The following is a 26,860-nucleotide window of genomic DNA, read 5'->3' on the forward strand; positions in this document are numbered from 1 at the left end:
CAGGAGGGCAAGCTTTTCTTTTGGGCATGACCTCATCCGGAGGTCGGCAAGCAGAACCGGGGGTCTAGTTTTCGCTGACGCGGACCTTCGGTTCGGATTGTGTTCAGTTCGCCTTGCGCCACCACGTCGGCAGTCGATAGCCTGATATGGGCGTCTTTTCAGGATGTTCCAGGTAGCTCCAGTAGGCAAGCCATTGCTGCGTGTTGTGCTGCATCGGAACCATGTAGTTGCCGGAGATCAGCAACCTGTCGAGAACCCGGACGGCGGCAACATAATCTTCGCGGCTGCGGGCGTTGAGCATCGCCGCAAGTGCGGCATCTATTGCCGGATCGGCGACGCCGGCGAGGTTGAATGACCCTTCGGCATTGGCGGCAGCGGATCCCCAGCGCCCGACCTGCTCGATGCCGGGCGACAGCGAGTTCTCGAAGCCGCTGGTGCCGATCAGCACCTCGAAATCGAAACGTTGCTTGCGCGACTGGATCTGGTCGCCGTCAAGGCTGCGGATGGTGACATCGATGCCGATCTTCGCCAGCGTGCGCTGGTAGATGGCGGCAAGGCGCTCCTCGTTCTGCGAGGCGGTCAGGATCTCGAAGCCGAAGGGTTTCCCCTCTGGATCGTGCATCGCTCCATCCTGCAACGTATAACCCGCGCCTTTCAATATATCGAAGGCGGCCTTCAGCACCTTGCGGTCCTGACCCGAGCCGTCGGCGACGGGTGGCCGCCAGGTGCCGTCCATGACATCGGCCGGCACACGGCCCGGGTAGGGTGCCAGAAGCGCCTTTTCCCTATCGTCGGCCGGATGGCCGAGCGCGGAAAGCTCGGAATTCTGCCAATAGCTCATGGTGCGCATGTACTTGCCGCCGAACAAGTTCTTGTTGGCCCATTCGAAGTCGTAGAGCATGCCGAGCGCGCGTCGAACGACCGGACTGGAAAACTTCGGCAGCCGTGTATTGAACAGGAACCCCGTCACCACTGGCGGGATGCCGGTGTCGAACGTTTCGGCGATCACGTCGCCCTTGTGGAAGGCCGGGAAGTTGAGATCGCGCTCGCGCTTGACCGGATCGCTGTCGTCATCGATGGCGCAAATGCCTTTCTTGAAAGCTTCCAGCTTGGCGTTGGCGTTGAGGAAATATTCGATGGTGATCTGGTCGTAATTATCGAAACCGCGCTTGGTGGGGATGTCCTTGCCCCAATAATCTGGGTTGCGCTTGAACACGATACGCTGGCCGGGCGCCACCTGCGCTACGGTGTACGGGCCACTGCCGATCACAGGTTTCAGCGTGGTCCTGTCGAAAGTCTCCTTGTTGAAAGCGTGCTTCGGCAGAATTGGCGTCAGCGCGATAATCAACGGAGTCTCGCGGTTGGCCTTGTCGTTGAATGTAAAGCGCACGCTGCGGTCGCCGGTTTTTTCGAGTTTGGCGACCATGCTCATACGGGCGCTGTAGGGTGGCCGGCCTTTTTCGGTAAAGACGTCGTAAGTGAATAGCACGTCGTCCGCAGTCACCGGTCGGCCATCCGACCACTTGGCCTTCGGATCAAGATGGAATTCGATGCTCTTGCGCTCTGGATCCATGTCGGCAGTGTCGGCAAGCAGGCCGTAAAGACTGAAGGCTTCATCGTCATTGCGCTGCATCAGCGGCTCGAAGACGAGATTACCGAAGATCTTATCCATCATTCCGCGCGCCGTCGTGCGCAGGCTCTTCAAGATGAACGGGTTGAGATTGTCGAAGCTGCCGACGACGCAATAGGTGATGCTGCCGCCTTTGGGCGCATCGGGATTGACGTAGTTGAAATGCGTATAGTCGGCCGGCAGCGCCGGCTCGCCTTGCATGGCGATCGCGTGTTTCGGCTCCGACAGAGCTGGCTGAAGCGAAAGGGTGATAGACGAGATCGCGGCGATCAGCCAAACAAGAACGCGGCCCATGACCGTCTCCTTACTGGGTCGGCTTGATGATTCGGAGCGCACCCTAACATGAGCCGGCCACCTGGCGGCCAATCGCGAGTTCAAGAATTGCGAGTATCGGGCTGGATTCGGCACCACTTGCGGTGTAACACGCCGTCCGAGTCATTCTGTTGCCTCATTTTGGCAACAGGTAGCTGGACCACACGGCGCGAAAAAGCCGGCCCTGGGATTATTTGAGAGGAAGTTCACGATATGACGAGCCTGAACAGCAACGCGTACCGCCTGTCGGTCCTGGCCGCTGGCGTGGTCGGCTTTTTGGGCGCACAACTTCCTGCTGCTTTTGCGCAGCAGCAACAGCAGATTCCGCAGGGCTGGTTCAAAGCCTGCACCAAGCAGGAAGACGTCGACATCTGCAATGTCCAAAACATCACCACTGCCGGCAACGGCCAACTCGTCACCGGCGTCAGCCTGATCGAGTTGAAGGGCAAGGTAAACCGCAAGGTGTTTCAGGTGACGGTTCCGACCGGTCGCCTGGTTCCTCCCGGCATTGGCCTTCAGATCGATACCGGAAAGGCGCAGAAGCTCGATTATGTGATCTGCTTCCCCGACCGCTGCGTGGCGGAAGTGCCGCTGACCGACCAGCTCGTCGCCTCCTTCAAGAAGGGTTCGAACCTGACGCTGACCTCGGTCAATTTCCAGAACCAGCCGAACCCTATCAAGATCGCGCTGACCGGCTTCAGCGGCGCCTTCGACGGGCCGCCGCTGCAGCAGTCGGATATCGAGGATCGGCAGAAGAAGCTTCAGGATTTTGTTGCCAAGAACAACCAGGACTTCGCCAAGAAGCTCAAGGAAGAGCAGGACAAGGCGAAGACCGCCAACTGATCGCGCCCAAGCGAACAAGAAAAAGCGGGGTCATGCCCCGCTTTTTTTCGTTCCGGCCGGCCATTTCCTGATCCCAGTCAGGCCCGCAATCTCGCCATGTCAATGTCTTGACTGGCGTCTCGGCGCGTAGCGCCCGTCCGGCCTCTTGTCGAACATCTCGCCGATCTGCGGATGCCGCACCGGTTCGCCAGACTGATCCTCGAGCAGGTTCTGCTCAGACACATAGGCGATGTATTCCGTTTCCGAATTCTCGGCGAGCAAATGGTAGAAGGGCTGGTCCTTGCGCGGCCGCACATCCGCGGGGATCGCCTCGTACCATTCGTCGGTGTTGGCGAACTGAGGGTCGACATCGAAAATGATGCCGCGGAACGGAAACAGCCGGTGGCGAACCACCTGTCCGATCGAGAATTTGGCTGTCTTCATCGTACTCACCACTAAGTCCCGGGAATGCCGTGCGGCCTTGGAATGCGCAGACTCCCTAAGACCTTGAATTTACGCATTACGCTACAAAAATCGAGCCCGACTTTAGGGCTGATGCCTGGCTCTATTTGGCGCAGACGCCGCGTCAATTCAATGCCGAAGCGCTTGACGCCCCGTCGATCTACGGGCTAGCCCCGCCCGAGGGCGTGCTACCGCCGGATTTGTTTCCTTAATCCGCCGGCGAGCGCCGCAAAACCACTGCCGGGCAGCAAGCCCTCGCGCATGAAAAAGGCGCGCAGCGGCGCGAAGCCGCCGAGCACGCCGAGGCCGGCACTTCGGGCCATCTGTGCCGGCAGCATGTCCGAGAGCAGCGACTTGTTGAGCAGGTTGACCGCGCTGCTGCGTGCCACAATGTCGGGCCGACGCCTGAAATCATAAGCTGCAAGTGCCTTGACGGCGCCTGGATCGGGCCTGTTTTCGCAAGCAATTCCAATCAGATCGTCGATGTCCCTGATACCAAGGTTGAGACCTTGCGCGCCAATCGGCGGGAACACATGGGCGGCTTCGCCGACAAGCGCCACCCGGTTACGCGCGAAGCACCGCGGCGTCACGCCCGAAAGCGGGTAGATCTGCCGGCCGGGCTCGACAGACACCCGGCCCAGCATCGATTGCATCCGCAGTTCGACCCGCGTCGAAAGCGTCGCGTCGTCCAATGCGGCGAGTTCCTTCGCTGTTTCCGGTTCTACCACCCAGACAAGGCTGGACCGGTTGCCGGGCAGGGGAACCTGGGTGAACGGACCGGTCTCGGTGTGGAATTCGGTCGAGGTGAAAGCGTGATCGCTGCGGTGGCCGAAATTGAGAACCAATGCCGCCTGCGGGTAGGAACGGGCGGATGTCGAGATGCCGGCAGCCTCGCGGGCCGGCGACAGACGCCCGTCGGCAGCGACCGCCAGCGATGCCGCGATCTCACTGCCGTCAGACAGGACCGCATGGGCATGATCGGCGTCGAGGCGCCAGCTCTCCACCATCAATTTTCGCCATACGATGCCGGAATGCGCGGCAACAGCCCCGGCAAGCGCGGGGTTGAGCGCGCTGTTGGGTAAATTCAGCCCGAACTGCTCCTCGCCGATTTCGCTGGCGCGAAAAATGACCACCGGGCTGCGGATCAGCCGGCTGGTTGCATCGACGATGCGCATCACCTTCAGCGCTGCGGCCTGGGATCTCACCTCGTCGAGGACGCCCAACCGCTCAAGCATCTTCAGGGCCGGGTTCATCAAGGCCGTCGTTCTGCCGTCTTGGCCATTTGCCTCAGGTCCGACGAGCGTCACCGGAAAGCCGGCATCTGCGAAGCCAAGCGCCGCAATCAGCCCTGCCGGGCCGCTGCCGGCAACCAGTATCCGTGCTGTCTCCCGATGGTCCAAATTCGGCTTCCCGGTTGCGAGGCGAGGCGGTCGGTCCGACCTGATAGGCATATAGGTCAGATCATGCGGCTTGATCAACGCGGCGATTCGGCCCATTCGATTGCCATGACCGGCCAAGACCATGATTTCAGCCATCTCGACCGTGTCGGCCGTGCCACGGCAAGCGTCTCGCGCAATCCTCGACTGACGGTGAACATCGTCTTGGGGGCAGGCGTCCTCCTGGCATGGCTGCTTCTTGGCGCCATGGCGATACGTGGCGCCGAAAGCCGGGTTCCCGGCATCGATGCACCCGGCGACACGATGCTCAGATATCTGCCGGAGCTGCCGCTGCCGGATTTTCTCGAGCGCTTCTTCACCCTTTGTCTCGCACCCGCGCCGCTCGACGGAGGCGTCGGCGCGCAGGCCGGAGCGTTCATCGTCATGTGGTTCCTGATGGCGATCGCCACCATGCTGCCCTCGGCGGCGCCGATGATCCGTACCTATTGCGAGATCGCCGATACTGCGCGGATCAAGGGCGAACCGGTCGTCCATCCGCTGGTCCTGGTCGCCGGTTACCTCAGCGTGTGGTTGGCTGCGTCGGTAGTGTTTGCGGCGCTGACGCTCGCCGTCCACACCTTCGCCTCATCTGTGCAGATGCTCGATCCAGTGGTCGGAGCGACCGGAGCAGCCGCGCTTTTGGTTGCCGGCCTCTACCAGTTCAGCGGCCTGAAGGAAGCCTGCCTGACAAAATGCAAAAACCCGTTCTCGATCCTGTTTTCGAACTGGAGCGCGAGGCCCGGCCGCATTTTCCGGCTCGGCATGGAGCAGGGCGTCTGGTGCCTCGGCTGCTGCTGGGCGCTGATGCTGGTGATGTTCGCTGTCGGTGTGATGAACGTGTTCTGGATGGCGCTGATCGGCCTGTTCACCTTGATCGAAAAACAGACGGCGGGCAGGCTGCCAACCCGGGTCGCCGGTGCGATACTGCTTGTCTGGGCAACCGCCCTGCTAGTAGTCTCGGCATAAGGGGAGAGAATTCGATGGCAGATCAAAGCTGGGCAATGAAAGGAGAGCTGGTGCTCTCCTGCAATTGCACGGTTTTTTGCCCTTGCGTGCTGTCTCTCGGCAATCATCCGCCGACCGAGGGCTATTGTCAGACCTGGGCAGGGTTCCGCATCGATGCCGGCCATTTCGGCGAGGTCGACCTGTCCGGTCTCAACCTTGGGCTGGTCATGGAAATCCCCGGCTATATGAGCCGCGGCAACTGGACGGCCGGACTGTTCATCGACAAGCGCGCCTCGGTCTATGCGGTCAAGGCATTGACGAAAATTTTCACCGGCAAGGCCGGCGGAACCACCTCACTGCTCTCCATCTTGGTCGGAAAGTTCCTCGGCGTCGAGCAAGCGCCGATCACTTATGAGACGCGCGACAGGACGCGGGTCTTCCAGATACCGAAAATCATCGATGGGGCGGTGACGCCGATTGCCGGCAAGGACCGCGACAAGGACACGGTGATCAGCAATTCGGAGTACTGGATCGCACCGGAAATCATCGTGGCCAGGTCCGACAAGAGCAAGATGCGGGCCTTCGGCCGCAACTGGAATTTTGCCGGCCGCTCGGCCGAAATCTGCAAGCTGGACTGGCGGGGCCCGTGAGTAAAAAAATAACGGCCAGGAAAATCACGGACAGGATTCCAAGGCCGAAAAAGAAAGTCACGTGGCCGCAGGCACGCGCGTTTTCGGTCCACCTGCTGACCGCGTCGGGGTCGTTCCTGGCATTCCTGTCGCTGGTGGCTGCGAGCGAGCAGCGCTGGACAGCGATGTTCTGGTGGCTGGGACTGGCGCTATTCGTCGACGGTATCGACGGGCCGATCGCCAGGAAACTCGAGGTCAAGGAAATCCTGCCGACGTGGTCGGGCGAACTCCTCGACAACATCATCGACTACGTGACCTACGTGCTGATACCGGCCTTCGCGCTTTATCAGCGTGGCTTCATGGGCGAGGGCCTGTCGTTCCTGTCGGCGGCGATCATCGTGGTATCGAGCGCGATCTACTATGCCGACACCGGCATGAAGACGAAGGAAAATTTTTTCAAGGGGTTTCCGGTGGTCTGGAACATGGTGGTGTTCACGCTGTTCGTCATCGATCCGGGACAATGGGTTTCCTTCGCCGTGGTCGTGGTGGCCGGCATCCTGACCTTCATGCCGATCTATTTCATCCACCCGGTGCGGGTGGTGCGGCTGCGCCCGATCAACCTTGGCATGACGCTGCTATGGTGCGCTTTCGGAGCGCTGGCCCTGGCGCAGGCAGCTCTTGCCGCTTTCTACGACCAGATCGGCGTTTTGGGCGAGCAGGTGAGTGTCTTCACCAAGATCGGCATCACGGTCACCGGGCTTTACCTCGCTTGCATCGGCGGTATCATGCAGCTCTTTCCAAATCTCGGCGCAAAGCCGGATGACAAGAAAGCCTGATCCCCAAGAGCGCCTGATCCCGAGAGAGCCAGAAAATGTCCAAAGCGATCCGTATCCACGTCAATGGCGGTCCGGAGGTTCTGACCTATGAGGACGCCGAGCCGGGCCAACCCGGCTCGGGGCAAATCCTGGTCAGACACACGGCGATCGGCCTCAATTTCATCGACGTCTATCATCGCTCCGGCCTTTATCCTCCGCCAGGCGGTTTCCCGCTTATACCCGGCAGCGAGGCGGCCGGATTGGTGTTGGAAGTGGGCGCGGATATCGACTGGCTGAAGCCGGGCGATCGCATCGCCTACGCCGTGACGACTGGCGCCTATGCCGAGCAGCGCGTGATCGCCGCCGATCGCGTCGTGAAGGTGCCGGACGGCATCAGCGACGAACAGGCGGCCGCCATGATGCTGAAAGGGATGACGGCGGAGTATCTGCTGCGCCGTACCTTCAAGGTGAAGGCGGGCGACACGATCCTGTTTCACGCGGCGGCCGGCGGTGTCGGGCTGATCCTCGGCCAATGGGCAAAGCATCTTGGCGCAACCGTGATCGGCACCGCCAGCTCTACCGACAAGATCGAGCTCGCCAAGGCGCATGGCTTCGACCATGTCATCAACTACCGCGAGCAGGATTTCGTCGCCGGCGTCCTCGCCATCACCGGCGGCAAGAAGTGCGACGTCGTCTATGATTCGGTCGGCAACGACACCTTTCCTGCCTCGCTCGATTGCCTGAAGCCGCTCGGCATGTTCGCCAGCTTCGGTCAATCGTCAGGCCCGGTCCCGCCGTTCAGCATGTCGTTGCTGGCGCAGAAAGGTTCGCTGTTCGCAACCCGTCCGACGCTGTTCGTCTACAACGCCAAGCGCGAAGACCTGGAAGCATCCGCCGCCGCGTTGTTCGAAATCGTGCTCAGCGGTGCGGTCAAGATCAAGATCAACCAGCGCTACGCGCTTAGGGATGCCGGCAGGGCGCATTCCGACCTTGAAGGTCGCAGGACGACCGGAACAACCATTCTTATCCCATGAGCCTACGCATGGTGCTTTTCCGAAAATCGATTTCGATTTTCGGGCCGATGCGCTAGGTTTCCGCTGAAATTCTTGAAGCTCTTTCAAGACGGGTGCCGCTTTGCGACGACAGCAGGCCGCGCATACCATGCCTGCGGGAACACAGAACATATCTGGCAAACCAGATGGGAGGCACTGTGAGTGCAAATCAGGACGGCGCAACCTTGCTTGAGGTTCGTGGCCTCACCAAGACGTTCGGCACGCTGACAGCGTGCGACCATGTCGATCTCAACGTCGCGAAAGGCGAAATCCACGCGCTGCTCGGCGAGAACGGCGCCGGCAAGTCGACGCTCGTAAAAATGCTGTTCGGAACACTGGAGCCCAATTCGGGCGAGATTTTCTGGAACGGTCAGGCGGTCACGATCACTAATCCCGGCTTTGCGAAGAAGCTTGGCATCGGCATGGTGTTCCAGCATTTTTCGCTGTTCGAGGCACTGACGGCGGCCGAGAACATCGCCCTGTCATTGGACGACGGTTCGCCGATCAGCACGATTGCCGCGAAGGCGAGGGCGCTTTCCTACAGCTATGGCCTGCCGCTCGACCCGCAATCGCTGGTCGGCGACCTGTCTGTCGGTGAGCGCCAGCGTATCGAGATCATCCGCTGCCTTCTGCAGACGCCGCAGCTCATCATCCTCGACGAGCCGACTTCGGTGCTGACGCCGCAGGAAGCCGACAAACTGTTCGAGACGCTCGAACGGCTGCGCTCGGAAGGAAAGTCCATCCTCTACATTTCGCACCGCCTTGAAGAGGTCAAGCGCATCTGCGACCGCGCCACCGTGCTGCGCCACGGCAAGGTGGTTGGCCATTGCAACCCGCGCAAGGAAACCGCAGCATCACTGGCGCGCATGATGGTCGGCAACGACGTGCAGGCCGTGGTGCGCGCGCCGGCCCAGGGTATCGAGACCGCGCAGCCGCTGCTTGAAATCCGCGCGCTCAGCCGCAAGCCGGCAACGCCGTTCTCGATCCCGCTCAGGAACATCAACTTGACGGTGCGCGCCGGCGAAGTGATCGGCATTGCAGGCGTCGCCGGCAACGGCCAGGGCGAGTTCTTCGAATCCGTTTCCGGCGAGGCGCCGCAGCAGGATGCCGCTTCGGTGCGCATCCGCGGCAAGGATGCCGGCGGCCTCAGCATCACCGGCAGGCGGTTGATGGGCGCTGCCTTCGTGCCGGAAGAGCGGCTCGGCCACGGTGCGGCGCCGCGAATGAAGCTCTCGGAAAACCTGCTTCTGTCGCGCCATGCCACCGATGGAAAGGTGTTTGTCGGCGCCGGTGGAATGGTCAAAAGCGACGCGATCTATGCCGCTGCCCAGCGCATCATCAAAGCGATGGATGTGCGCAAGAGCGCTCCGGATCCAGAGGCGGCAGCGCTTTCAGGCGGCAATCTGCAGAAATTCATCGTCGGCCGTGAACTCGACCGCAGGCCAAGCGTGATGGTCGTCAATCAGCCGACATGGGGCGTCGACGCCGGTGCTGCCGCCCACATTCGCCAGACGCTGATCGAACTGGCGCGCAGCGGCTCGGCAGTGCTGGTCATCAGCCAGGATCTCGACGAATTGTTCGAAATATCCGACGCGATCGCGGTGATGCACAATGGCGAATTGTCGAAGCCTTTGCTGATCGCTGAGGCCACGTTCGAAAAGATAGGACTGCTGATGGGCGGGGCCGAGCCCGGCCACGCCGAACACGCTCTGGAGACGTCATGATGCGCCTCGAACTCGTCAAACGGCCACAGCGCTCGATGCTGTTCTCGGCGCTGTCGCCCTTCATTGCATTCGTGTTGACGATCATTGCCGGCGCCATCTTGTTCGCGCTGCTTGGCGTTAATCCTTTGAAGGCGTTCCAAATTTACTTCCTCGAGCCGGTCAGTCAGGTCTGGCAGCTGCATGAGCTGGCGATCAAGGCGGCACCGCTCATCCTGATCGGGGTTGGCCTGTCGGTTTGCTACAGGGCCAACATCTGGAATATCGGCGCGGAAGGCCAATTCATCCTGGGCGGCATCGTTGGCTCAAGCATTCCAGTGCTATTTCCGCAGTTTGAAGGTCCGCTGGTGCTGCCGCTGATGCTGCTGTTCGGCATGATCGGTGGTGCGGCCTACGCCGCCATTCCGGCTCTGCTCAAGACGCGCTTCAACACCAACGAGATCCTGACCAGCCTGATGCTGGTCTATGTCGCGCAGCTGTTTCTCGACTGGCTGGTGCGTGGTCCCTGGCGCGATCCTAAGGGTTTCAACTTCCCGCAGACGATACAGTTCAACGACTCGGCCATCTTGCCGGAATTGATGCCGGCCTCCGGCCGCGCCAATTGGGGTTTTGTCTTTGCGCTGGTCGCGGCGGTGCTGGTCTGGATCCTGATGAGCCGCATGCTGAAAGGCTTCGAGGTCCGCGTGCTCGGCTCAAGTCCCAGGGCAGGGCGCTTCGCTGGCTTCGGCATCAACCGGATGGTGTTCTTCGCCTTCATGTTGTCAGGTGCGCTGGCCGGACTTGCCGGCATCTCGGAAGTCTCCGGCGCCATCGGCCAGTTGCAGCCGGTCATTTCGCCCGGCTACGGCTTCACCGCCATCATCGTGGCGTTCCTCGGCCGGCTCAATCCACTAGGCATCGTCGCGGCGGGCCTGGTGCTGGCGCTGACCTATCTCGGCGGCGAGGCGGTGCAAAGCGCGCTCGGCATCTCCGACAAGGTGGCGCGCGTGTTCCAGGGCATGCTCCTGTTCTTCGTGCTCGGCTGCGACACGCTCATTCACTACCGCATTCGTCTGATTGGCTTTGCCGCGCCGAAGCTTGAATCCGCACCGAAGCTGGAGGAGGCCCGCTGATGGACATCACCGTCAACATTCTTTTGACCATCGCAACCGCGGCGACGCCTTTGCTGATCGCGGCGATCGGCGAGCTGGTGGTCGAACGTTCCGGCGTGCTCAATCTCGGTGTCGAAGGCATGATGATCATGGGGGCGGTCGGCGGTTTCGGCGCCGGCTATCTCACCGGATCGCCGTGGATCGGGTTGTTGGCGGCGATCGCCTTGGGTGCGGTGTTTTCGCTGCTGTTCGCCGTCATGACGCTGTCGCTGGCCACCAACCAGGTGGCGACCGGTCTGTCGCTGACATTGCTCGGCCTCGGCCTTTCCGGCATGATGGGCACCAGCTTTGTCGGCCAGCCCGGCGCGAGGCTGCCAAACCTCGATATTCCCGGCCTGACAGCGATCCCGGTCATCGGCAGGTTGTTGTTCGGCCAGGACCCGATCTTCTACATCTCGATCGCATTGACCGCCGCCGTCATGTGGTTCCTGTTCAAGACCCGCACCGGACTCACGCTGCGCTCGATCGGCGACAGCCACACATCGGCCCATGCACTTGGCATCCAAGTCATCCGCTACCGCTATCTCTCAGTGATCTTCGGCGGCGCCTGTGCAGGCCTTGCCGGGGGCCACCTGTCGTTGGTCTATACGCCGCAATGGGTAGAGAACATGACCGCCGGGCGCGGCTGGATCGCGCTGGCGCTGGTCGTGTTCGCATCATGGCGGCCATGGCGGGTGCTGGCCGGCGCCTATATCTTCGGCGCGGTATGGATCGGCCAGCTTCATGCACAGGCTTTTGGCATTCCGGTTCCTTCGCAACTGCTTTCTTCGTTGCCCTATCTGGCAACCATCGTGGTTCTCGTTCTAATCTCGCGCAACAAGCGTTTGACGATGATGAACACACCGGCTTCCTTGGGGCAGCCATTCGTTCCGGATCGTTGATAATAAAAGACAGCCGGGAAGCTCCAGGGCTTAACTCAGAGAGGTAACACGATGAAAAAACTGCTTATTGCGCTGATGGCCACGGCGGCAGCATTGTCGCTGGCGGCGACCGCCGAAGCACAGGAAAAGCTGAAAGCCTGTTGGGTCTATACCGGCCCGATCGGTGATTTCGGCTATTCGTACCAGCATGACCAGGGCCGCCTGGACGTAGAGAAGGCGCTCGGCGACAAGGTCGAGACCGCATACCTGGAGAACGTCTCCGAGGGTCCCGATGCCGATCGTGCTTTCGAGCGTCTGGCGCGCGAAGGATGCAAGATCATCTTCGGCACTTCCTTCGGCTTCATGGACCCCGAAGTGAAGGTCGCCAAGAAATTCCCCGACGTTAAGTTCGAGCACGCGACCGGCTACAAGACGTCGGACAATCTCGGCATCTACAATGCGCGCTTCTATGAAGGCCGCTACATCCTCGGCCAGATCGCCGCCAAGCAGTCGAAGTCGGGCGTCGCCGGCTACATCGTTTCGTTCCCGATCCCCGAAGTGGTTATGGGCATCAATTCCTTCATGCTTGGCGCCCAGTCGGTCAACCCGGACTTCAAGGCGAAGATCGTCTGGGTCAATTCATGGTTCGATCCGGGCAAGGAAGCCGATGCCGCCAAGGCTCTGTTCGACCAGGGTGCCGACATCATTGTCCAGCACACCGACTCGACCGCTGCCCTGCAAGTCGCCGAAGAGCGCGGCCTGCAGGGGTTCGGCCAGTCTTCGGACATGATCAAGTTCGCTCCCAAGGCGCAGTTGACCTCGATCGTCGACGATTGGGGACCCTATTATATCAGCCGGGTGAAGGCCGTGCTCGACGGCACATGGAAGCCCGGCAACGTCTGGCTGGGCATCAAGGACGGCGCCGTTAAAATGGCGGCTTACACCAATATGCCCGATGACGTGAAGGCGATGGCGCAAGCCACCGAGAAGAAGATCGTCGAGGGCTGGAACCCCTTCACCGGGCCGATTGCCAAGCAGGACGGCACGCCATGGCTCAAGGACGGCGAAGTCGCCGACGACGCTACGCTGCTCGGCATGAACTTCTACGTCAAAGGCGTCGATGACAAGCTGCCGCAGTAAGCGCAAGCACTGGGGAGGGCGCCTTCGGGCGTCCTCTTTTCATGCGCAGAGTTTCGAAGGTTAACCTGCCCGACTGCGAGTCCCACTCACGAAAGTTCAGCGGGCGATTATCGTATGGACGCCCGCGGGCAGCCTGATGCGATCCGATGTGGGAGCGAGCGCCGGGCGCCCTTCCGTCGTGATCTGCCATATCTCGACGGCGCCGCCAAGGGGCGCTTCGTCATTGCGGTAACGGTTCACGCCGACGAAGAGCTTTTGTCCCGTGCGATCAAAAGCGAGTCCTTGCGGCAGCACACCTTCGAGCGGCCATTCGCCGTGCGGTGACAGCCGTCCTGTTTCAGTGTCCAGCTGATAGAGGCTGAGCGACGCGTGCTCCGTCCAGTCGCGCGAGCCGTCTGGCTTGCCGGTGCCGCGAAGATTGGACGTGACAAGAAAGCGGCCGTCAGGGCTGAAGGCGATCGTCTCGGCGCCCCAGCCACCAAGCGCGATGTGAGGCACGGTGTGCCTTGCCGCGTCGCCCGTCGCGCCGACATCGGCAAGCCGGACTGTGGTGAGAATGCCCTCCTGAACGCCATAGAAGCCAGTTGTATCGATTCCCCACTGAACATCGGAGGTGATGTAGTAGCGGCCGTCGGGCGAAAAGCGGCCGATAAAGGGGAACTTGTTCGTCTGGACGCGATTGCCCCAGGGACGAATAGCAGAAACCGCCCCGTCCTTTCCGCGCAGCACCTCATAGAAGGCAACCTGACCACGGTCGACGAGATTGACCCCAATATACCGGCCGCTTGGATGCCACTGCACCCAGGTCGCCTTCAATGGAATGAAACCCGTTGACGGCTCAAGATCGAGACCGAAGCTGGATACGGGCCCGAACCGACCCTCCCTGACCGGTACGAAAGTGAGTTCGTGTTCGGCGTCGACAGTAATCGCGGCGATAAGATCGCCTGCAGGATTGAGATGAATCGCCTGCGGCTGGATTCCGATCCTCACGCTGTCGACCGCCGACGAGTGGCCGCCATCGAGCCGGAGCGATCTGATCGTGTCGCCTTGCTGCAACTCGTCGAGGCGGGTCGCCCGTTCGGGCCGTTGACGGAAAGTTTCGGCGACGAAAACGAACCGGCCATCCAGGGAGACGTCTAGTGCTCCGGGCGGCCCATAGGTTGAATTCGAAACCTCCATCATCGCGACAGAGCGAGACCGCTCCGTCGGCGAGGTGATGATGGACAGCGTATCCAGATAGTGAGGGTCTGGAGGCCCGAGCTCGCCCGTCTCGTAGACGGTCGGCACCATATCGAGATCCGACAACACGAAGACGGCCCCTCCGTGACCTTCGGCCGGCTGAGCACTTGAGAGGCTCGGCATCAGGAATAGAACGATAGCAGCGAGAGAACAGCGTCGCATCCATGTCTCCATATCTATTGGAAGGCGCCTATCTTCCGGGTTCGCTTTCAGTCGTCCAATCGATATTTGACATCTCAATATTCCCTTCAGTAATAAACTGTCGGAGGCCCAGTGTGAATCTAGCTGCCGTCGATCTGAACCTGCTTGTCGCCTTCGACGCCCTCCTCAGTGAAGGGAGCGTGAGCGCGGCGGCAGCCCGCATCGGGCTCAGCCAGCCTGCGATGAGCAAGCGCCTCGCCCATCTGCGTCGGCTTTTCGCCGATGATCTCTTCGTTCGTCATGCCGATGGCGTGCGGCCGACCGAAAAGGCGCTCGATCTCGCCGATCCGATCCGGGCCGCGCTACGCCAGATCCAGGATGCGTTGGGAGGATTCGGCCAGTTCTCGCCGGAGCGATCGGGTCGCATCTTCAGGATCGCGACCACCGATCACATCGCGGCGACTTTGATGCCCAGACTGATGCCGGTGCTTCGTTCAGCGGCGCCTAGAGTTTCGATCGTCTTGCGCAGCTTACATCGCCAGGAGATCGTTGATTGTCTCGAGAAGGGCTCGATAGACCTTGCGATCACCATCCTGCCCGATGCGCCGACGACGATCAAACGTGCATCGCTCTTCCACGTGAACTGGATATCGATCGTCTCGGCCGAGCATCCTGAGATCCGCGACGCGCTGACGCTCGAGCTCTTTCTGAAGTATCCGCACTTGCTGGTCACTCATGTCGGCGATCTGAAGGGCTACATCGATCGTCTGCTGGACGACCGCGGCCTGAAGCGGACCGTTGCAATGAGCCTGCCTTATGCGCTCGCCGTGCCGGCGATCATCGCCGAGACGGACATGATCTGCACCTTGTCGGCAAACGTGATCCGGCTTACGAATTGGCCGCGCGTGCGCTCTTTTCCGCTGCCCTTCGACTATTTCGGTTATCAGGAAACTCTGCTGTGGCATCGGAGGAACGACAGCGATCCCGGTCACGCCTGGCTCAGGCGGATGCTTATCCGTGTAAGCGAAACGGTCACGTCCTAGAGCCCTTTGTGTTTGGTCGAACCAAAACCGCGCTCTAACTCTTTATTTTAACGCCTTTTGTCGGCCGCCAAACGAAGACGTTTGGCTGCAAAATGCTCTAGCAGGAGAGGTCTTCACCCCGCCCAGCTATCAAACCGCCGAGCCATAGAGATCGTAGGCGTCGGCGCGGTCGATCTTGACGGTGACGATGTCACCGGCGCGCAACGGGCGCCGCGACTGGATATGCACCGAGCCGTCGATTTCGGGCGCGTCATATTTGGTGCGGCCCTTCGCCGAGGTGCCGTGCGCCTTATCGATCAGGACAGGCAGGCGCTTGCCGACCTTCCTGGCGAGCTGCGTCGCCGAGATCTTCTGCTGGCGCTGCATGAAGCGGTGCCAACGCGCTTCCTTGATCTCCTGCGGCACCTGTTCGAGGCCGAGGTCGTTGGATCGGGCGCCTCGGACCGGCTCGTATTTGAAACAGCCGGCGCGGTCGATCTTGGCTTCGTCCAGCCAGTCGAGCAGCATTTCGAAATCGTCGTCCGTCTCGCCGGGGAAGCCGACGATAAAGGTGGAGCGGATGGCCAGATCCGGACAGATTTCGCGCCAGCCGCGAATGCGATCGAGGGTCCTTTCACCATGGGCGGGCCGGCGCATGTTCTTCAGCACCTGCGGCGAGGCGTGCTGGAACGGGATGTCCAGATAGGGAAGGATCTTTCCTTCGGCCATCAGCGGGATGACATCGGCAACATGCGGGTAGGGGTAGACATAGTGCATGCGCACCCAGATGCCGAGCTTGCCGAGTTCCTCCGACAGATCGAGGAACTTTGCCCGCACTTCGCGATCGCCGAACATGCTGGTCTGGTATTTGATGTCGATGCCATAGGCGCTGGTGTCCTGCGAAATGACCAGGATCTCCTTGACGCCGGCCTTGGCCAGTTTCTCGGCTTCGCGCAACACGTCGGCCGCCGGCCGCGAGACGAGATCGCCGCGCAGCGCGGGGATGATGCAGAAGGTGCAGCGATTGTTGCAGCCTTCCGAAATCTTGAGATAGGCATAGTGGCGCGGCGTGAGCTTGACGCCTTGCGGCGGCAAAAGGTCGACATAAGGATCGTGGCTCGGCGGCGCGGCCTCATGCACGGCAGCCATCACGCTCTCGTAGGCCTGCGGACCAGTGATGGCGAGAACGTTTGGGTGTCTTTCGCGGATGACGTCCGGTTCGGCGCCGAGACAACCGGTGACGATGACCCTGCCGTTCTCCGAAAGGGCGGAGCCGATGGCATTGAGCGATTCGTCGCGTGCCGAGTCGAGAAAGCCGCAGGTGTTGACGACGACCAGATCGGCGCCGTCATGCTTGCGCGCGATTTCGTAGCCTTCGGCGCGAAGGCGCGTGATGATGCGCTCTGAATCAACTAGCGCTTTCGGGCATCCAAGGCTGACGAAACTGACGCGAGGGGCAGACATAGAGGTTTTCCGGCTTTTCAGGATTGGCGGCGCAGTACCACACTTATTGCGGCATTGGTATGGGCCCGCGGCAACCGCGACGAAACGCACGATGAATGTATCGGTGCCGACGACGGAAACGGCGGGACAGGCGGCGTCAGCTCACCGCGTTGTTCACATGCGGCCAGACTTCCAGCGCGCCTCGATAGACCATGTCGAGCGCGACATACAGAATGATCAGCAGGCCGATATAGGCAATCCAGCGGTGGCGGTGCAGCAGCTTGGCGATAAAGGTTGCGGCCAGACCCATCAGCGCGATCGAGAGAACGAGGCCGATGATCAGCACGGAGAAATGATCGCGCGCCGCACCAGCGACCGCCAGCACATTGTCGAGCGACATCGACACGTCGGCGACGACGATCTGCAGTGCGGCCTGGCCCAGCGTCTTGCGCGGCGACTTGCCAGCCACGGCATCGTCCTTGTCGAGATCGGCATTCGACAGCGCCTCGGTCGCTTCCAGCTCGTCGGCATGGGAGGTGCGCAGTTCGCGCCACATCTTCCAGCAAACCCACAAAAGCAGGATACCACCGGCCAGCAGCAGACCGACGATCAAGAGCAGTTGAACGGTTACTGCTGCAAAACATATGCGCAGCACGGTCGCGGCCAGCACGCCGATGAGGATGGCCTTCTTGCGCTGCTCGGCCGGCAGGCCGGCCGCGGCAAGGCCGATGACGATGGCGTTGTCGCCTGCAAGTACGAGGTCGATGGCGATAACCTGGAGCAGGGCGGAGAAGCCTGCGGCGGTAAAAATTTCCATCAACTGGAAGTTCCTTGCTTGTTTGTCGATCGTCGGCGCCGAGTATTCGGACGCCTAACGTGTATGGTTCCCGCGCGTCAAGAGATCGCTTGAGGACAAGGCCGGCAAACCGCCTGATCGCGGCGGAAATCGCCAGCAGCCGGTGAAAGCTAGATACGCTGGCGCATGACCCGGAAACCGGAATTCGGTCTCCGAAAAGGATTATGCGCCGATTCAAACTGCTGGAGCGTCCTTTGCGCGTCCAGTTGGACGCGCGACGCTCTAATTATAGAGGTTGTATTCCGACCAATCGATTTCCGGAATCTCCTCGCCGATCCGATAGCGAAAATTCAGAACCTGCATATGATCCGGCGCCGTCCGGCATTTGAATTTCAGCCGGTACCATTGTCCCTTGCTGCGAAAGGCAGCCCCAGGGCTTGTGATTGCGTCGGTCTCCATTTCGGGCGTCGCAAAAGCGTAGGCGACCACGCGATCGGCTTTGTATTTGTGGTCATCATGGGTGATCCGGTCGAGCACTTCAGCATCGCATCGCTGTTCGAGCCGGGTTTGCGGGTCGAGCTTCAACAAGCCCGTGCGCAATGCGCTATCCATCGCGTTAGCCGGCCACGCCAGCGTCACCGACGCCAGAACCGTAAGACAGAGCTTCTTCATGGGCGGGAGGAGCATCATATTTGGGCGGAGAAATCAACCGCGTGCCGTTCCGAGCCAGGGTTATGAATGATGAAGACGCCATGAACGGGGTTTGACACCGGGCGAATTTTCGGTCCCGTGCAATCGTCACATCTGCACGGACATTCCGCCGTCAACGGTCAGCACATGGCCATTGACGAAGGATGCCGCATCGCTGGCCAGGAACAGGGCGGCGCCGGCGATTTCCTCCGGCCGTCCCCAGCGTTGCAGCGGAACCCGCTGGCGGGCGAAGGAAAGCATGTCGGGATCTTCCGCCAGCGCGGCATTGGTCTCGGTTGCGAACATTCCCGGGGCAATGGCGTTGCTGGTTACCCCGTGCGCGCCGTATTCGACGGCCATGCTGCGCATCAGGCCGGTCAATCCCTGCTTGGCGGCGGGATAGACGGCATCGCCTGGACGTGCCATCTCGCCGACGATCGAGGTAACGGCGATCAGCCGGCCATGCCCCTGCGCCTTCATGATTTCCGCCGCATCCCGCGACAGCGAGATCGCCGAAAGCAGATCCGTGCGGATCAGATCAAGGATATCGTCGTCGCCGAACGCGGCGAGCGGCCTCCTGTCGCGGGCTCCGACATTGTTGACGAGGATATCGAGCCGGCCGCGGGTTCTGCGGATATCCGCGATCACGGTGCGGCCGGCCGCCACGTCCGCTATGTCGAAGGCGGCCGCCTGAGCACTGCCGCCGCTCGTTGCGATGGCGGCGACGGCGCCGTCGAGCACTGCGGCCGTACGTCCGGTCACAACAACATGGGCTCCTGCTTCCGCAAAGGCGCGCGCGATCTCGAAGCCGAGCCCGCGCCCACCTCCGGTGACGAGCGCCACACGCCCAGCCAAGGAAAATCTGTCGAAAATGCTCATGCCAAGCGATCCTCTGCAGGCATAGGAACGGTAAGCCGATCCCAGGTGGTAAATGGCGGGCCAAGCTCTTCGATCGAGCGCTATGTCTACGCTACAGCACTCTGCCTCCAATGAACTTTTCCATTCGGCGGATGGCTACGCAAGTGTCTTGAACGCGGCCGCGCAGCGCGCTCGAAAAAATCCCTTAGACACGACAGCCGCCGGATTTGACCTTTCGTCGCCCACTTTCCCGACTCTGTTGGCGGTTGTCGTGACCGGCTCCACCGCTTAGAGTTCGCCGAGAGGGGCAATCATATGAATACGCAGAGTCGGTCTTCATCTTTGGCCGCGAAGACGCCGCAGGCGTTCGTCCGCACGCTGGAAGAAATGCGGTGAAGATACAAATGCATGCCCGCATTTTTACGGACAGTGTCAGCTTCATGGACATTTCCATGTTCCGTGTGGAAGGCATGCAGGTAACGATTACGCCTGGTTGGAAGTATAAACCTTGCGACGTCGCGGTGATGTATGGGCTTTCCAATCCGCCTCGACGCTCCCAGCAGGGGCGTCTCAGGAACGCCATCTATCGGGAACACAACGGACCCATCGTCGTCATCGAAAGCTCGCTGATCGGCCGGAGTTTCAATCAGCGCCTGCCCGGTTGGCTCGCAGCGTTGCGCCGGCGGCCGCTGCGCCCGCGGCAAGTGCACCCGTACTACCGCGTGGCCGTAGGCGGAGCGTTGGGCGACGACGCCGATTTTTGTGCAGAAAACAGCCCGCCGGATCGCTGGGAAAGGGCAAAGGCCGAATTTGGGATCAGGCTGAAGCCCTACCGGGCCGAGGGAGATTACATACTCCTGGTCGGTCAGGTGCCCAAGGATGCCTCGCTACGGGGCATCGACATGGTGAGGTGGCTGCACGAGACCGCGGCGGCGATCAGGAAGATCAGCGACCGCTCAATCCTGATCCGGCTGCACCCCAGCACGCGATGGCGCGATCAGGAAGCCATTGTCTATGCTTGCTCGACCGTGCCTAGGGTCGCCATCTCGCGCGGCAGGCGGCCGTTCGCTGACGAGGTGGCAAATGCGTGGGTGTGCGTGACCTTGTCATCCGGTGCCGCAATCGATGCGTTGATCGCGGGCGTCCCGCCGATATGTCTATCTCCGGCGAGCCTCGCATACCGCCTTTGTTCCAACAGTCTCGATGATATCGAGCATCCGAAGAAACCGGAGCGCGAGCAGTTCATGCGCGACCTCTGTCACAGTCAGTGGACGCCGCGTGAGATGTCCGACGGAACCGCATGGAGACATATTTTTCCGGCGGTCGAACGAGAGATGGCGCGAACCGGCGGTGATTCCGGCGAGCATGGTGCAGGGCGTTCCCGGTTCATTTGGGCGGTACAGGCCGACCACCAGGGCCATCACCGACCAGAGACTGTCCTGTCGGCGTCGGAGAAGCAACGTTGGGCGAGGTCGCTTGCGCTTTGGACAGTCGCCGCCCGTATTCTCCCAGGCAAACGAAAAAGATATCTGCATAGGCGGGCCACGGCCCTATTCATGCTCGGCCGCTACGGCGAGGCCGAGCTGGTGTTCGAGGAGCTTCGCAGCCGCAATCCAGACTTTCCAGGCGGACATGAAGGAGCAGCCCGTTCGGCAGAGAAACTGGACCACTGGGGTATCGCGGCGGAGGCTTGGGCGGCGGCAAGCAGGCTCGCGCCTGGCCGCAAGGCACTCGCCGGACATGCCGCAGCCCTGCTCAAACTTGGAAGGCTGGCGGAAGCCGAAGCGGCTTTTGGCCAGCTGTGCGAACGTTTTCCGGCGGAAATCGCCGGATATCGGGGCCTGGAGCGGATCGCTTCCGAACGCGGCGACTGGCCACTCGCACTGCAAATGCAGGATGTCATATGGAAGACATTGAGCGACCCCGACACTATGCGGCGCAAGGTTCTGTTGCTTGTGCGGCTGCAGCGAATTGCCGAGGCTAAGGAGATCGTCAAGGAGTTGGAAGCGGGGAGCTCGCCACTTGCTTATCTGCTTGCCTCGATGCCACTTCTGGAAGCCACGCACGACTGGGCCACCATGAGCCAGCTTTTAGGCACGAACCAAGCGCTGCTCCTCGGGAATTGGCAGCTGCTGCATTCCTATTTAGGCGTTCTGGGAAGGCTCGGCCGGGCAGATGAGGCACTGGACGTGCTTGACCGCAGCCGCGCGGGTAAGGAGGCAGCCCGCAAGAAGCTTCGGATCAACTGCCTTATACAGGCGCACCGGTACTTTGAGGCCGGTGAATGCTTGCGGCAGATTTGGGAGCACGGGAGTATCGACGAGTTCTCGCCTGAACTCCTGTCGCCGATGGTGAGTGCAGCCTGGGAAGCCGGCGGACCTGATCTCGCGAACGTCGTTTTAGATCGCGTAGACGCGGAAGCTCCCCATACCGTAGCGGGGGAATTGCTGAGGCTGTCTGCAATTTTTCAGCGTACGAGACTGCGCTCCCTTAATTGTCTGGCTTCCTCATCTGAAAGCGCCTTCGATCAGGGGCCTCACATTGAGCAACTGGTTCGGGATCATCTCGCGCACAGCCCGGGATCGATGGGGGCTGAAAGTCGACGAGATGCAGTCCGCGACATCTGCGGGATTTTTGTCCGGCTTCGTTCTGGGCATGCGGACTTCTTCCCAGATCCCTCCTTCGTCCTGAATGAAGCGCTTGAAGTTGCAACGTGCATTGCTGAGGCATTCGATGAACTGAAGCCTCTTTCGCTGATCAGGTTGGGCGATGGGGAAGGGTGCATGCTTCCCTACCGACCCGAACTGGAGGTGTTTCGCGAGACGGACAGGGAAGCGACCCAGCAGACCTGGTGGGGCGGCGCTGCCCAAGTGGATGACGCGCTGGAGTGGCAGCTGAAAGAAGCGATACGTTCCGCCGATGTCGTTGGGCTTCCTGATCTCGATCGCACTAGTCGCGGTATTTTGAGCAACTCTCTGGAGGCGTTGGGAGACGGCGGCAGAAATGCCCGCGGCCTCCTTGCATCGATCGATTTCGCTGCCGGAAACACCAGCAAGCAAGCCGTGCTGACCTCCTGCCATATCCACCAATCCCTATCCTTCTGGGGAATTTGGGACGTGCTGCTCCCCAGGCTTGGAGCCGTGTCCCTGATCACATGTCATGCCAAGCTCGGCGGCGTTCTGGCGCAGCGACACGGGATAACTATCGAGACCGTCCACCTGGTTCCGCCGGAACACAAATACGCCGCAGGCTTCGCCAGCATAGCCGGCGATGCACACTATCCACACGCCTTCACAAGGCTGAGGGATCGATTGTCGGGACAGCTGCGCGGTCGTGTTTTTCTCATTTCAGCCGGCATGCTGGGTAAAATCTACTGCATGTGGATCAGGCAAGCGGGGGGTATCGCCATCGACATCGGAAGTGCCGCGGATTTCTGGTGCGGACACGATACGCGCAGCGTCGTGGATATCGTGACCTACAGGAGCCCTGCCGGTGTGGCGGAACAGGTCCGGGATCTAGCGTCGGAGCATTCCCGATTCGCCCGGTTGCTGCCGCTCGATACCTCGGCAAAGTTGTTGCTTGGAAATCCCGCTTGAGCGAGGCATCTCCCGAACTTGCCGTGGTGGTCCTTTCCGTTGGTGCACCGGTGGAATTGAAGACGGCAGTGGACTCGCTGCTGGCGCAACCAATTCCGATCGAGATTGTCGTCGTCAACTCAGGCGGTGGCGATCCCGGCTCCGTTCTTTCGAGTGAAGCCTCCGGTATCAGCGTCATTTCCACCCCGCAACTGCTGTGGCCAGGGGCCGCGCGAAACGTTGGCATCAGATCCACTCGCGCACCCTGGGTCGCATTTCTAGCCTCCGATCTCGTCGCCAGTCCGGGCTGGGCGGCCAACCGGCTCCTGCTTCACAAGAAAGGCCGCAACTCCGTAGCCTCGGCCTTGGTCAACAGCCATCCGCGGAACCTCTATGCATGGGCAAGCCATCTCTCGGTTTTGGTTCGCCGGATGCCCGGTGTGCCCAAGAGGAAGGCGCTCCGCTACGGCGCAAGCTATGCCCGAACGCTCTTCGAAAAATATGGCGGGTTCCGGGAGGACCTTCGGGTCGGGGAGGATACGGAGTTCCACCGCCGGATGAAGCGTGCCGATCGTCCGGTCTGGGCCCCTTCGGTTCAGGCATCGCACCTGAACCCAACCAGCTTCCGGCAGATGATCCAGGATCAGCTTGCCCGTGGCAAGCGCGCCGCAATCCACTGGCCTGCGCTCGACGAGAGCTCGCTGCTGAGGCGAGGCTTCAGCCGGTTCATGCTCATCGCGCCGCTTTCTTTCAGATCGGTTCGAGGGCTGGATCGCCTGTTCGTTGTCGCATCATGGCCGCTCGTCCTGGCGTGCACCTTCGCCTACGAGCGCGGCGTCGACAGAGGTAAGCGCGAATTGGCGCGGGCGGACGGAGCAGGGGCCGCGCGCGTGACGGTAGTGGCAATCCTCGACCGGGATGACTGGCACGCGAACACGGATATCATGGTGGTTGTCGATCCGACCTACAGGCATCTCACCTGGATTCCCCGTGATCTTTGGGTACCCAGCCTCAACGATCGCATCAATGCGGCATTTGCGACCGGTGGCGGCGATCTTCTCCTGAAAGCGGTTCGAGAACTGGGGTTTCGAGCTGAGAGCCTGCTGTGTGTCAGGCGCGCCGCGACCGAGGCTGCGCTCGAGGCGGTCAGCGTCACTGTGCCAGTGAGCGAACCTCTCGACTTCTGGTATCCCTTGCATCCTACGCGCCCGATCGAGGAGGGACGCAAGGCCATCTCGTTCCGCCCCCCAGAAGAGCTTCTTTCAGGCGAGCGACTTCACCAGTGGATGGGGGCCCGGAGCATGATCAATCGCAGCGGGTCGGACCTGTTGCGGCTGGATCGTCAGCAGTTGTTGCTGAGAGCTCTGCTCGCAGCCGACTTTGATTTCCAGCGTGTGCTTCGGGACTCGAGCTTATACCGGACTTCCGGAAAGAATCCCCTGGCGGCACTGTCCAGGGTGAGGCCTGATTGGTACTTTTCCACTCTCGGTCCCCTCAAAGATGCGACGACTGATGGAAAGGCTGTTCTCGTAAAGGGGTAAACATCCCTGGTGCGAGACTCAAGATGGCGCGAGCCGAGCGCGGGCGTCGCGGGCCTCAGCTTACGACCGCTTCCGTGGTCATGCCGGCCATTCCACGATCTCTTGGTGGAATACTCGACAACTGCCTGGTTCTTCCTGACGTGGCATCACACCAGACGGAGCTTGATTGAGAACGACAACAGGGGTTGAAGCAAGCCGCCATCGCAATAGATTTCGGGACCGAAGAGTACGATGCCTGCGAAAGTGTTCCTCACAGGAGAGGCGCGTGACGCCCGACGACAACCCACCCGTCCTTTCCGGGGCGCCCATCCTTTCCGGGGCGCCCGTGCTTTCCGGGGCAATCGGGGAATACCGCGAGTTTAATCCTCCGGCCGCACTCGAAGGGCATTTCCAGTGTGTCTGGTCCAATACATTGCGACCGGACGCGGGGAGCTTATCGGCCGTGGTTCCCGACGGCTGCGTCGACATCACCTGGATCGACGGCGATCTGGTCGTAGCAGGCCCCGACGTGGCCGTTGCCCTCTCTACGCTGACACCCGGCTCTACTGTGATCGGCGCCCGCTTCCGACCGGGTGCGGCAAGCCGATGGCTCGGCCCGCCGATGTCGGAGATCGTTGGCGGCCGGGTGGCGCTCAGCCACTTCTTGGGAGCGCTGGCGCGCGAAATCGCCCAGAGAATTGGCGATGCATCCTCCACGGCGGAGCGGGTGCGGGCGATGCAAGCGGCACTCTCCAGGCTTGCGCCCGACGTCGAGCCGCCGCCTCCGGACATGGGATTTGTCTTCAACGCGCTGAAAACGGAATCCGCCGGTCCGGGCATGGCGGTGATCCTCGACCGGCTCGACGTCAGCCCGCGAACACTTCGCCGCCGCTGCCAGGAGGCTTTCGGCTATGGCCCGAAGACGCTCGACCGCATTCTCCGCTTCCAGCGGTTTCTGGGCCTGGTGCGGCAGTCGGCTGAGCCGCGCCTAGCCGATCTTGCGTTCGAGGCGGGTTATTCCGACCAGGCGCATCTGACGCGCGAGGTGCGGCGCCTGTCGGGCTTCTCGCCCGCGACGGTTCTGCGACAGCTCGGCGCCTGAGCTGGCCGTTTCGTTCAATACGCCGCCGCCAGTTCCGCCTAGTCTGCCTTCATTTGGAAAGGAGGCAGATATGACCATCTACAAATCCCGCATCATCACCGTGTCCATCGACCGGGATTGGCGTGAAGTCTATGACTTCGCCTCCATCCCGGAGAATTTCCAGCGCTGGGCGGCAGGCCTCGGCAGACGCTTCGAGAGATCGGGCGAGGAATGGGCGGCGGAGGACCCCGACGGCCGGCCCATCCGCATCCGCTTCTCCCGACCCAATGAATTCGGTGTCCTCGATCACATCGTCTTTGCCGAGGACAAGGAAACCCGCAATGCGGTGCGTGTGGTTCCCAATGGGACCGGCGCGGAGGTCATGTTCGTGCTCTTGAGGACGCCGGACATGACGGAGGAGATCTTCGCTGCCGACGCCGACGCCGTACAGCGCGACCTCAACACCCTCAAGGCAATGCTCGAACGCTGAGCTTCCAAAGACCGCGAAAGGAGAAGATCATGGCCAAATCCAGCAACGACAAGCGCATCGACTATGTCGAGTTTTCCGTCGGCGACATCCCGCGTTCCCGCGACTTCTATGGCAAGGCCTTCGGCTGGTCCTTCAAGGACTACGGGCCGAGCTATTGCGAGTTCAACGACGGCCGCCTGACCGGTGGCTTCGCCCTCGGTGGCCAGAGCAAGGCGGCGGGCGGGCCGCTGGTGATCCTCTATGCCGACAAGCTCGACGAGACCCAGCGCCGCGTCGAGGAGGCCGGCGGGAAGATCGTCAAGCCCGCCTATTCCTTCCCGGGCGGCCGCCGCTTCCACTTCTCCGATCCGGACGGCTACGAGCTGGCGGTGTGGTCGGAGAAGTGAAGAGGTGGAGAGGGACGCCGGGCCCAGGTCCGGCGCCCCCATCAATTTTCCTTCTGCATGTCCGGCACCTCCGACGAAGGCACGACCATTTCTCCTACTGCGACTCATGCCGTTGGAAAAAATTAAGGACAAGCTAAAGTAGCGCTCAGCGAGAAAGCAATGCGCTGTTCAGGTCCTGTTAGTCGGCGCCTATGCCTAGAAAATAGCCAATCGCAATGCGCCTTGGGTGGCTAGTAGCTTGTGCTTTTCGAAGATCGCTAGCTTCTGCGGATAAGTGATCCGGACCTTGGCGTTGCACCCGTCGCATCTGATGTGCGCGATTGTTCTTAGCGCAGAGCCCTTCCTTACAGTCGGATGCGAGCAATCCGGACAAGCGAATGTGAGCGAAACATCAGACAAGTTTTCGGCTAAACCCATTTCCATCTCCCTCGCCAGCGCTCTGGCGACACCATTCAAAGCCGCCGCATGTGAAACTGATATGAAGGCGCTCACATAGTGACCGAAGAAGTTCGCTGCCCCGCAATCTGCGAGCCTCGCTTCGAATGTACCAGACCGATTTCGGCCCCAACTCGGGCGAGTCTCAATTTGCAAGTTAGATGTCAATCCGATTGCAATTTAGATGCCAATCCGATCGTGCCAAAACG

General features: G+C 61.1%; 23 protein-coding genes. 15 read left to right on the forward strand and 8 right to left on the reverse strand.

The annotated features are described in order from the left end of the window. Positions 1 to 103: 103 nt before the first annotated feature. Positions 104 to 1,924 (reverse strand): extracellular solute-binding protein, encoded by a 1,821-nt coding sequence (locus tag EOC94_RS28960; RefSeq protein WP_127294909.1) that lies wholly within the window; start codon positions 1,922 to 1,924, stop codon positions 104 to 106. Positions 1,925 to 2,155: 231 nt separating this feature from the next. Here EOC94_RS28960 and EOC94_RS28965 point away from each other — a divergent pair, with 231 nt between their 5' ends. Beyond that, the gene (locus EOC94_RS28965) at positions 2,156 to 2,785 is read left to right on the forward strand and encodes an invasion associated locus B family protein (protein ID WP_095486806.1); all 630 of its coding nucleotides are present in this window, start codon (positions 2,156 to 2,158) and stop codon (positions 2,783 to 2,785) included. A 99-nt stretch (positions 2,786 to 2,884) separates the two neighbouring features. Here EOC94_RS28965 and hspQ read toward each other — a convergent pair whose 3' ends face one another. Further along, entirely contained in the window at positions 2,885 to 3,208 is a 324-nt protein-coding gene (gene hspQ, locus EOC94_RS28970; protein ID WP_164547210.1) for a heat shock protein HspQ, read from the reverse strand. Positions 3,209 to 3,414: 206 nt separating this feature from the next. Then, entirely contained in the window at positions 3,415 to 4,626 is a 1,212-nt protein-coding gene (locus tag EOC94_RS28975; protein WP_127294911.1) for a UbiH/UbiF family hydroxylase, read from the reverse strand. 63 nt (positions 4,627 to 4,689) lie between these two features. Between EOC94_RS28975 and EOC94_RS28980 the strand changes: the two genes are divergently transcribed. The 8 genes from EOC94_RS28980 (at position 4,690) to EOC94_RS29015 (ending at position 12,975) form a co-directional block, all read left to right on the forward strand. Then, positions 4,690 to 5,628: a DUF2182 domain-containing protein gene (locus EOC94_RS28980; protein ID WP_095486804.1), complete on the forward strand. Its 939-nt coding sequence runs from the start codon at positions 4,690 to 4,692 to the stop codon at positions 5,626 to 5,628. Positions 5,629 to 5,642: 14 nt separating this feature from the next. After that, the gene (locus EOC94_RS28985) at positions 5,643 to 6,257 is read left to right on the forward strand and encodes a DUF1326 domain-containing protein (protein WP_095486803.1); all 615 of its coding nucleotides are present in this window, start codon (positions 5,643 to 5,645) and stop codon (positions 6,255 to 6,257) included. Continuing rightward, positions 6,254 to 7,072 (forward strand): phosphatidylcholine synthase, encoded by an 819-nt coding sequence (pcsA, locus tag EOC94_RS28990; protein WP_164547211.1) that lies wholly within the window; start codon positions 6,254 to 6,256, stop codon positions 7,070 to 7,072. Before EOC94_RS28985 ends, pcsA begins: the two co-directional genes overlap by 4 nt. Positions 7,073 to 7,107: 35 nt before the next feature. Beyond that, positions 7,108 to 8,085 (forward strand): quinone oxidoreductase, encoded by a 978-nt coding sequence (locus tag EOC94_RS28995; protein ID WP_095486801.1) that lies wholly within the window; start codon positions 7,108 to 7,110, stop codon positions 8,083 to 8,085. A gap of 164 nt (positions 8,086 to 8,249) precedes the next feature. Continuing rightward, on the forward strand, positions 8,250 to 9,827 hold the full coding sequence (locus EOC94_RS29000; protein ID WP_164897464.1) for an ABC transporter ATP-binding protein: 1,578 nt from the start codon (positions 8,250 to 8,252) through the stop codon (positions 9,825 to 9,827). Continuing rightward, entirely contained in the window at positions 9,824 to 10,936 is a 1,113-nt protein-coding gene (locus EOC94_RS29005) for an ABC transporter permease (RefSeq protein ID WP_127294915.1), read from the forward strand. The genes EOC94_RS29000 and EOC94_RS29005 overlap by 4 nt, the downstream gene beginning before the upstream one ends. Then, positions 10,936 to 11,856, forward strand: a complete 921-nt coding sequence (locus EOC94_RS29010; protein WP_095486799.1) for an ABC transporter permease — start codon at positions 10,936 to 10,938, stop codon at positions 11,854 to 11,856. Before EOC94_RS29005 ends, EOC94_RS29010 begins: the two co-directional genes overlap by 1 nt. Before the next feature lie 51 nt (positions 11,857 to 11,907). After that, positions 11,908 to 12,975, forward strand: coding sequence for a BMP family ABC transporter substrate-binding protein (locus EOC94_RS29015; protein WP_095486798.1), 1,068 nt, complete (start codon positions 11,908 to 11,910; stop codon positions 12,973 to 12,975). Positions 12,976 to 13,071: 96 nt separating this feature from the next. Here EOC94_RS29015 and EOC94_RS29020 read toward each other — a convergent pair whose 3' ends face one another. Beyond that, positions 13,072 to 14,265 carry a beta-propeller fold lactonase family protein gene (locus EOC94_RS29020; RefSeq protein ID WP_164897465.1) on the reverse strand — a complete coding sequence of 398 codons (1,194 nt, stop codon included), beginning with the start codon at positions 14,263 to 14,265 and terminating at the stop codon, positions 13,072 to 13,074. A gap of 224 nt (positions 14,266 to 14,489) precedes the next feature. Between EOC94_RS29020 and EOC94_RS29025 the strand changes: the two genes are divergently transcribed. Next, a complete protein-coding gene (locus EOC94_RS29025) occupies positions 14,490 to 15,398 on the forward strand; it encodes a LysR family transcriptional regulator (protein ID WP_185928346.1) in 909 nt (302 codons plus the stop codon). A gap of 129 nt (positions 15,399 to 15,527) precedes the next feature. Here the strand turns inward: EOC94_RS29025 and rimO are convergent, their stop codons facing one another. From rimO to EOC94_RS29045, 4 genes are all read right to left on the reverse strand, one after another. Continuing rightward, entirely contained in the window at positions 15,528 to 16,841 is a 1,314-nt protein-coding gene (rimO, locus tag EOC94_RS29030) for a 30S ribosomal protein S12 methylthiotransferase RimO (RefSeq protein ID WP_127294917.1), read from the reverse strand. Between the two features lie 136 nt (positions 16,842 to 16,977). Beyond that, positions 16,978 to 17,637 (reverse strand): TerC family protein, encoded by a 660-nt coding sequence (locus EOC94_RS29035; RefSeq protein ID WP_095486794.1) that lies wholly within the window; start codon positions 17,635 to 17,637, stop codon positions 16,978 to 16,980. A gap of 261 nt (positions 17,638 to 17,898) precedes the next feature. Next, on the reverse strand, positions 17,899 to 18,306 hold the full coding sequence (locus EOC94_RS29040; RefSeq protein ID WP_127294919.1) for a DUF930 domain-containing protein: 408 nt from the start codon (positions 18,304 to 18,306) through the stop codon (positions 17,899 to 17,901). 108 nt (positions 18,307 to 18,414) lie between these two features. Then, positions 18,415 to 19,185, reverse strand: a complete 771-nt coding sequence (locus tag EOC94_RS29045; protein ID WP_095486792.1) for an SDR family oxidoreductase — start codon at positions 19,183 to 19,185, stop codon at positions 18,415 to 18,417. 371 nt (positions 19,186 to 19,556) lie between these two features. Here EOC94_RS29045 and EOC94_RS29050 point away from each other — a divergent pair, with 371 nt between their 5' ends. The 5 genes from EOC94_RS29050 to EOC94_RS29070 all read left to right on the forward strand — a co-directional run bounded on the left by EOC94_RS29050 (position 19,557) and on the right by EOC94_RS29070 (position 26,216). Continuing rightward, entirely contained in the window at positions 19,557 to 22,760 is a 3,204-nt protein-coding gene (locus EOC94_RS29050) for a hypothetical protein (RefSeq protein ID WP_127294921.1), read from the forward strand. Beyond that, complete coding sequence (locus EOC94_RS29055) at positions 22,757 to 24,280, forward strand: glycosyltransferase family A protein (protein ID WP_127294923.1); 1,524 nt, start codon at positions 22,757 to 22,759, stop codon at positions 24,278 to 24,280. Before EOC94_RS29050 ends, EOC94_RS29055 begins: the two co-directional genes overlap by 4 nt. A gap of 265 nt (positions 24,281 to 24,545) precedes the next feature. Then, positions 24,546 to 25,361, forward strand: a complete 816-nt coding sequence (locus tag EOC94_RS29060; RefSeq protein WP_245329956.1) for a helix-turn-helix domain-containing protein — start codon at positions 24,546 to 24,548, stop codon at positions 25,359 to 25,361. A 70-nt stretch (positions 25,362 to 25,431) separates the two neighbouring features. After that, complete coding sequence (locus tag EOC94_RS29065; protein WP_095486790.1) at positions 25,432 to 25,830, forward strand: polyketide cyclase; 399 nt, start codon at positions 25,432 to 25,434, stop codon at positions 25,828 to 25,830. Positions 25,831 to 25,859: 29 nt separating this feature from the next. Next, a complete protein-coding gene (locus tag EOC94_RS29070) occupies positions 25,860 to 26,216 on the forward strand; it encodes a VOC family protein (protein WP_095486789.1) in 357 nt (118 codons plus the stop codon). The last annotated feature ends 644 nt before the right edge of the window (positions 26,217 to 26,860 follow it).

Source organism: Mesorhizobium sp. M6A.T.Ce.TU.016.01.1.1 (assembly GCF_003997065.1).
Taxonomy (GTDB): domain Bacteria; phylum Pseudomonadota; class Alphaproteobacteria; order Rhizobiales; family Rhizobiaceae; genus Mesorhizobium; species Mesorhizobium mediterraneum.

Coding starts and splice junctions, on each gene's coding strand:
- EOC94_RS28960 (WP_127294909.1), bottom strand. CDS start 1,924: ATGGGCCGCGTTCTTGTTTGGCTGATCGCCGCGATCTCGTCTATCACC.
- EOC94_RS28965 (WP_095486806.1), top strand. CDS start 2,156: ATGACGAGCCTGAACAGCAACGCGTACCGCCTGTCGGTCCTGGCCGCT.
- hspQ (WP_164547210.1), bottom strand. CDS start 3,208: ATGAAGACAGCCAAATTCTCGATCGGACAGGTGGTTCGCCACCGGCTG.
- EOC94_RS28980 (WP_095486804.1), top strand. CDS start 4,690: ATGCGGCTTGATCAACGCGGCGATTCGGCCCATTCGATTGCCATGACC.
- EOC94_RS28985 (WP_095486803.1), top strand. CDS start 5,643: ATGGCAGATCAAAGCTGGGCAATGAAAGGAGAGCTGGTGCTCTCCTGC.
- EOC94_RS28995 (WP_095486801.1), top strand. CDS start 7,108: ATGTCCAAAGCGATCCGTATCCACGTCAATGGCGGTCCGGAGGTTCTG.
- EOC94_RS29000 (WP_164897464.1), top strand. CDS start 8,250: ATGGGAGGCACTGTGAGTGCAAATCAGGACGGCGCAACCTTGCTTGAG.
- EOC94_RS29005 (WP_127294915.1), top strand. CDS start 9,824: ATGATGCGCCTCGAACTCGTCAAACGGCCACAGCGCTCGATGCTGTTC.
- EOC94_RS29010 (WP_095486799.1), top strand. CDS start 10,936: ATGGACATCACCGTCAACATTCTTTTGACCATCGCAACCGCGGCGACG.
- EOC94_RS29015 (WP_095486798.1), top strand. CDS start 11,908: ATGAAAAAACTGCTTATTGCGCTGATGGCCACGGCGGCAGCATTGTCG.
- EOC94_RS29020 (WP_164897465.1), bottom strand. CDS start 14,265: ATGGTGCCGACCGTCTACGAGACGGGCGAGCTCGGGCCTCCAGACCCT.
- rimO (WP_127294917.1), bottom strand. CDS start 16,841: ATGTCTGCCCCTCGCGTCAGTTTCGTCAGCCTTGGATGCCCGAAAGCG.
- EOC94_RS29035 (WP_095486794.1), bottom strand. CDS start 17,637: ATGGAAATTTTTACCGCCGCAGGCTTCTCCGCCCTGCTCCAGGTTATC.
- EOC94_RS29040 (WP_127294919.1), bottom strand. CDS start 18,306: ATGATGCTCCTCCCGCCCATGAAGAAGCTCTGTCTTACGGTTCTGGCG.
- EOC94_RS29045 (WP_095486792.1), bottom strand. CDS start 19,185: ATGAGCATTTTCGACAGATTTTCCTTGGCTGGGCGTGTGGCGCTCGTC.
- EOC94_RS29065 (WP_095486790.1), top strand. CDS start 25,432: ATGACCATCTACAAATCCCGCATCATCACCGTGTCCATCGACCGGGAT.
- EOC94_RS29070 (WP_095486789.1), top strand. CDS start 25,860: ATGGCCAAATCCAGCAACGACAAGCGCATCGACTATGTCGAGTTTTCC.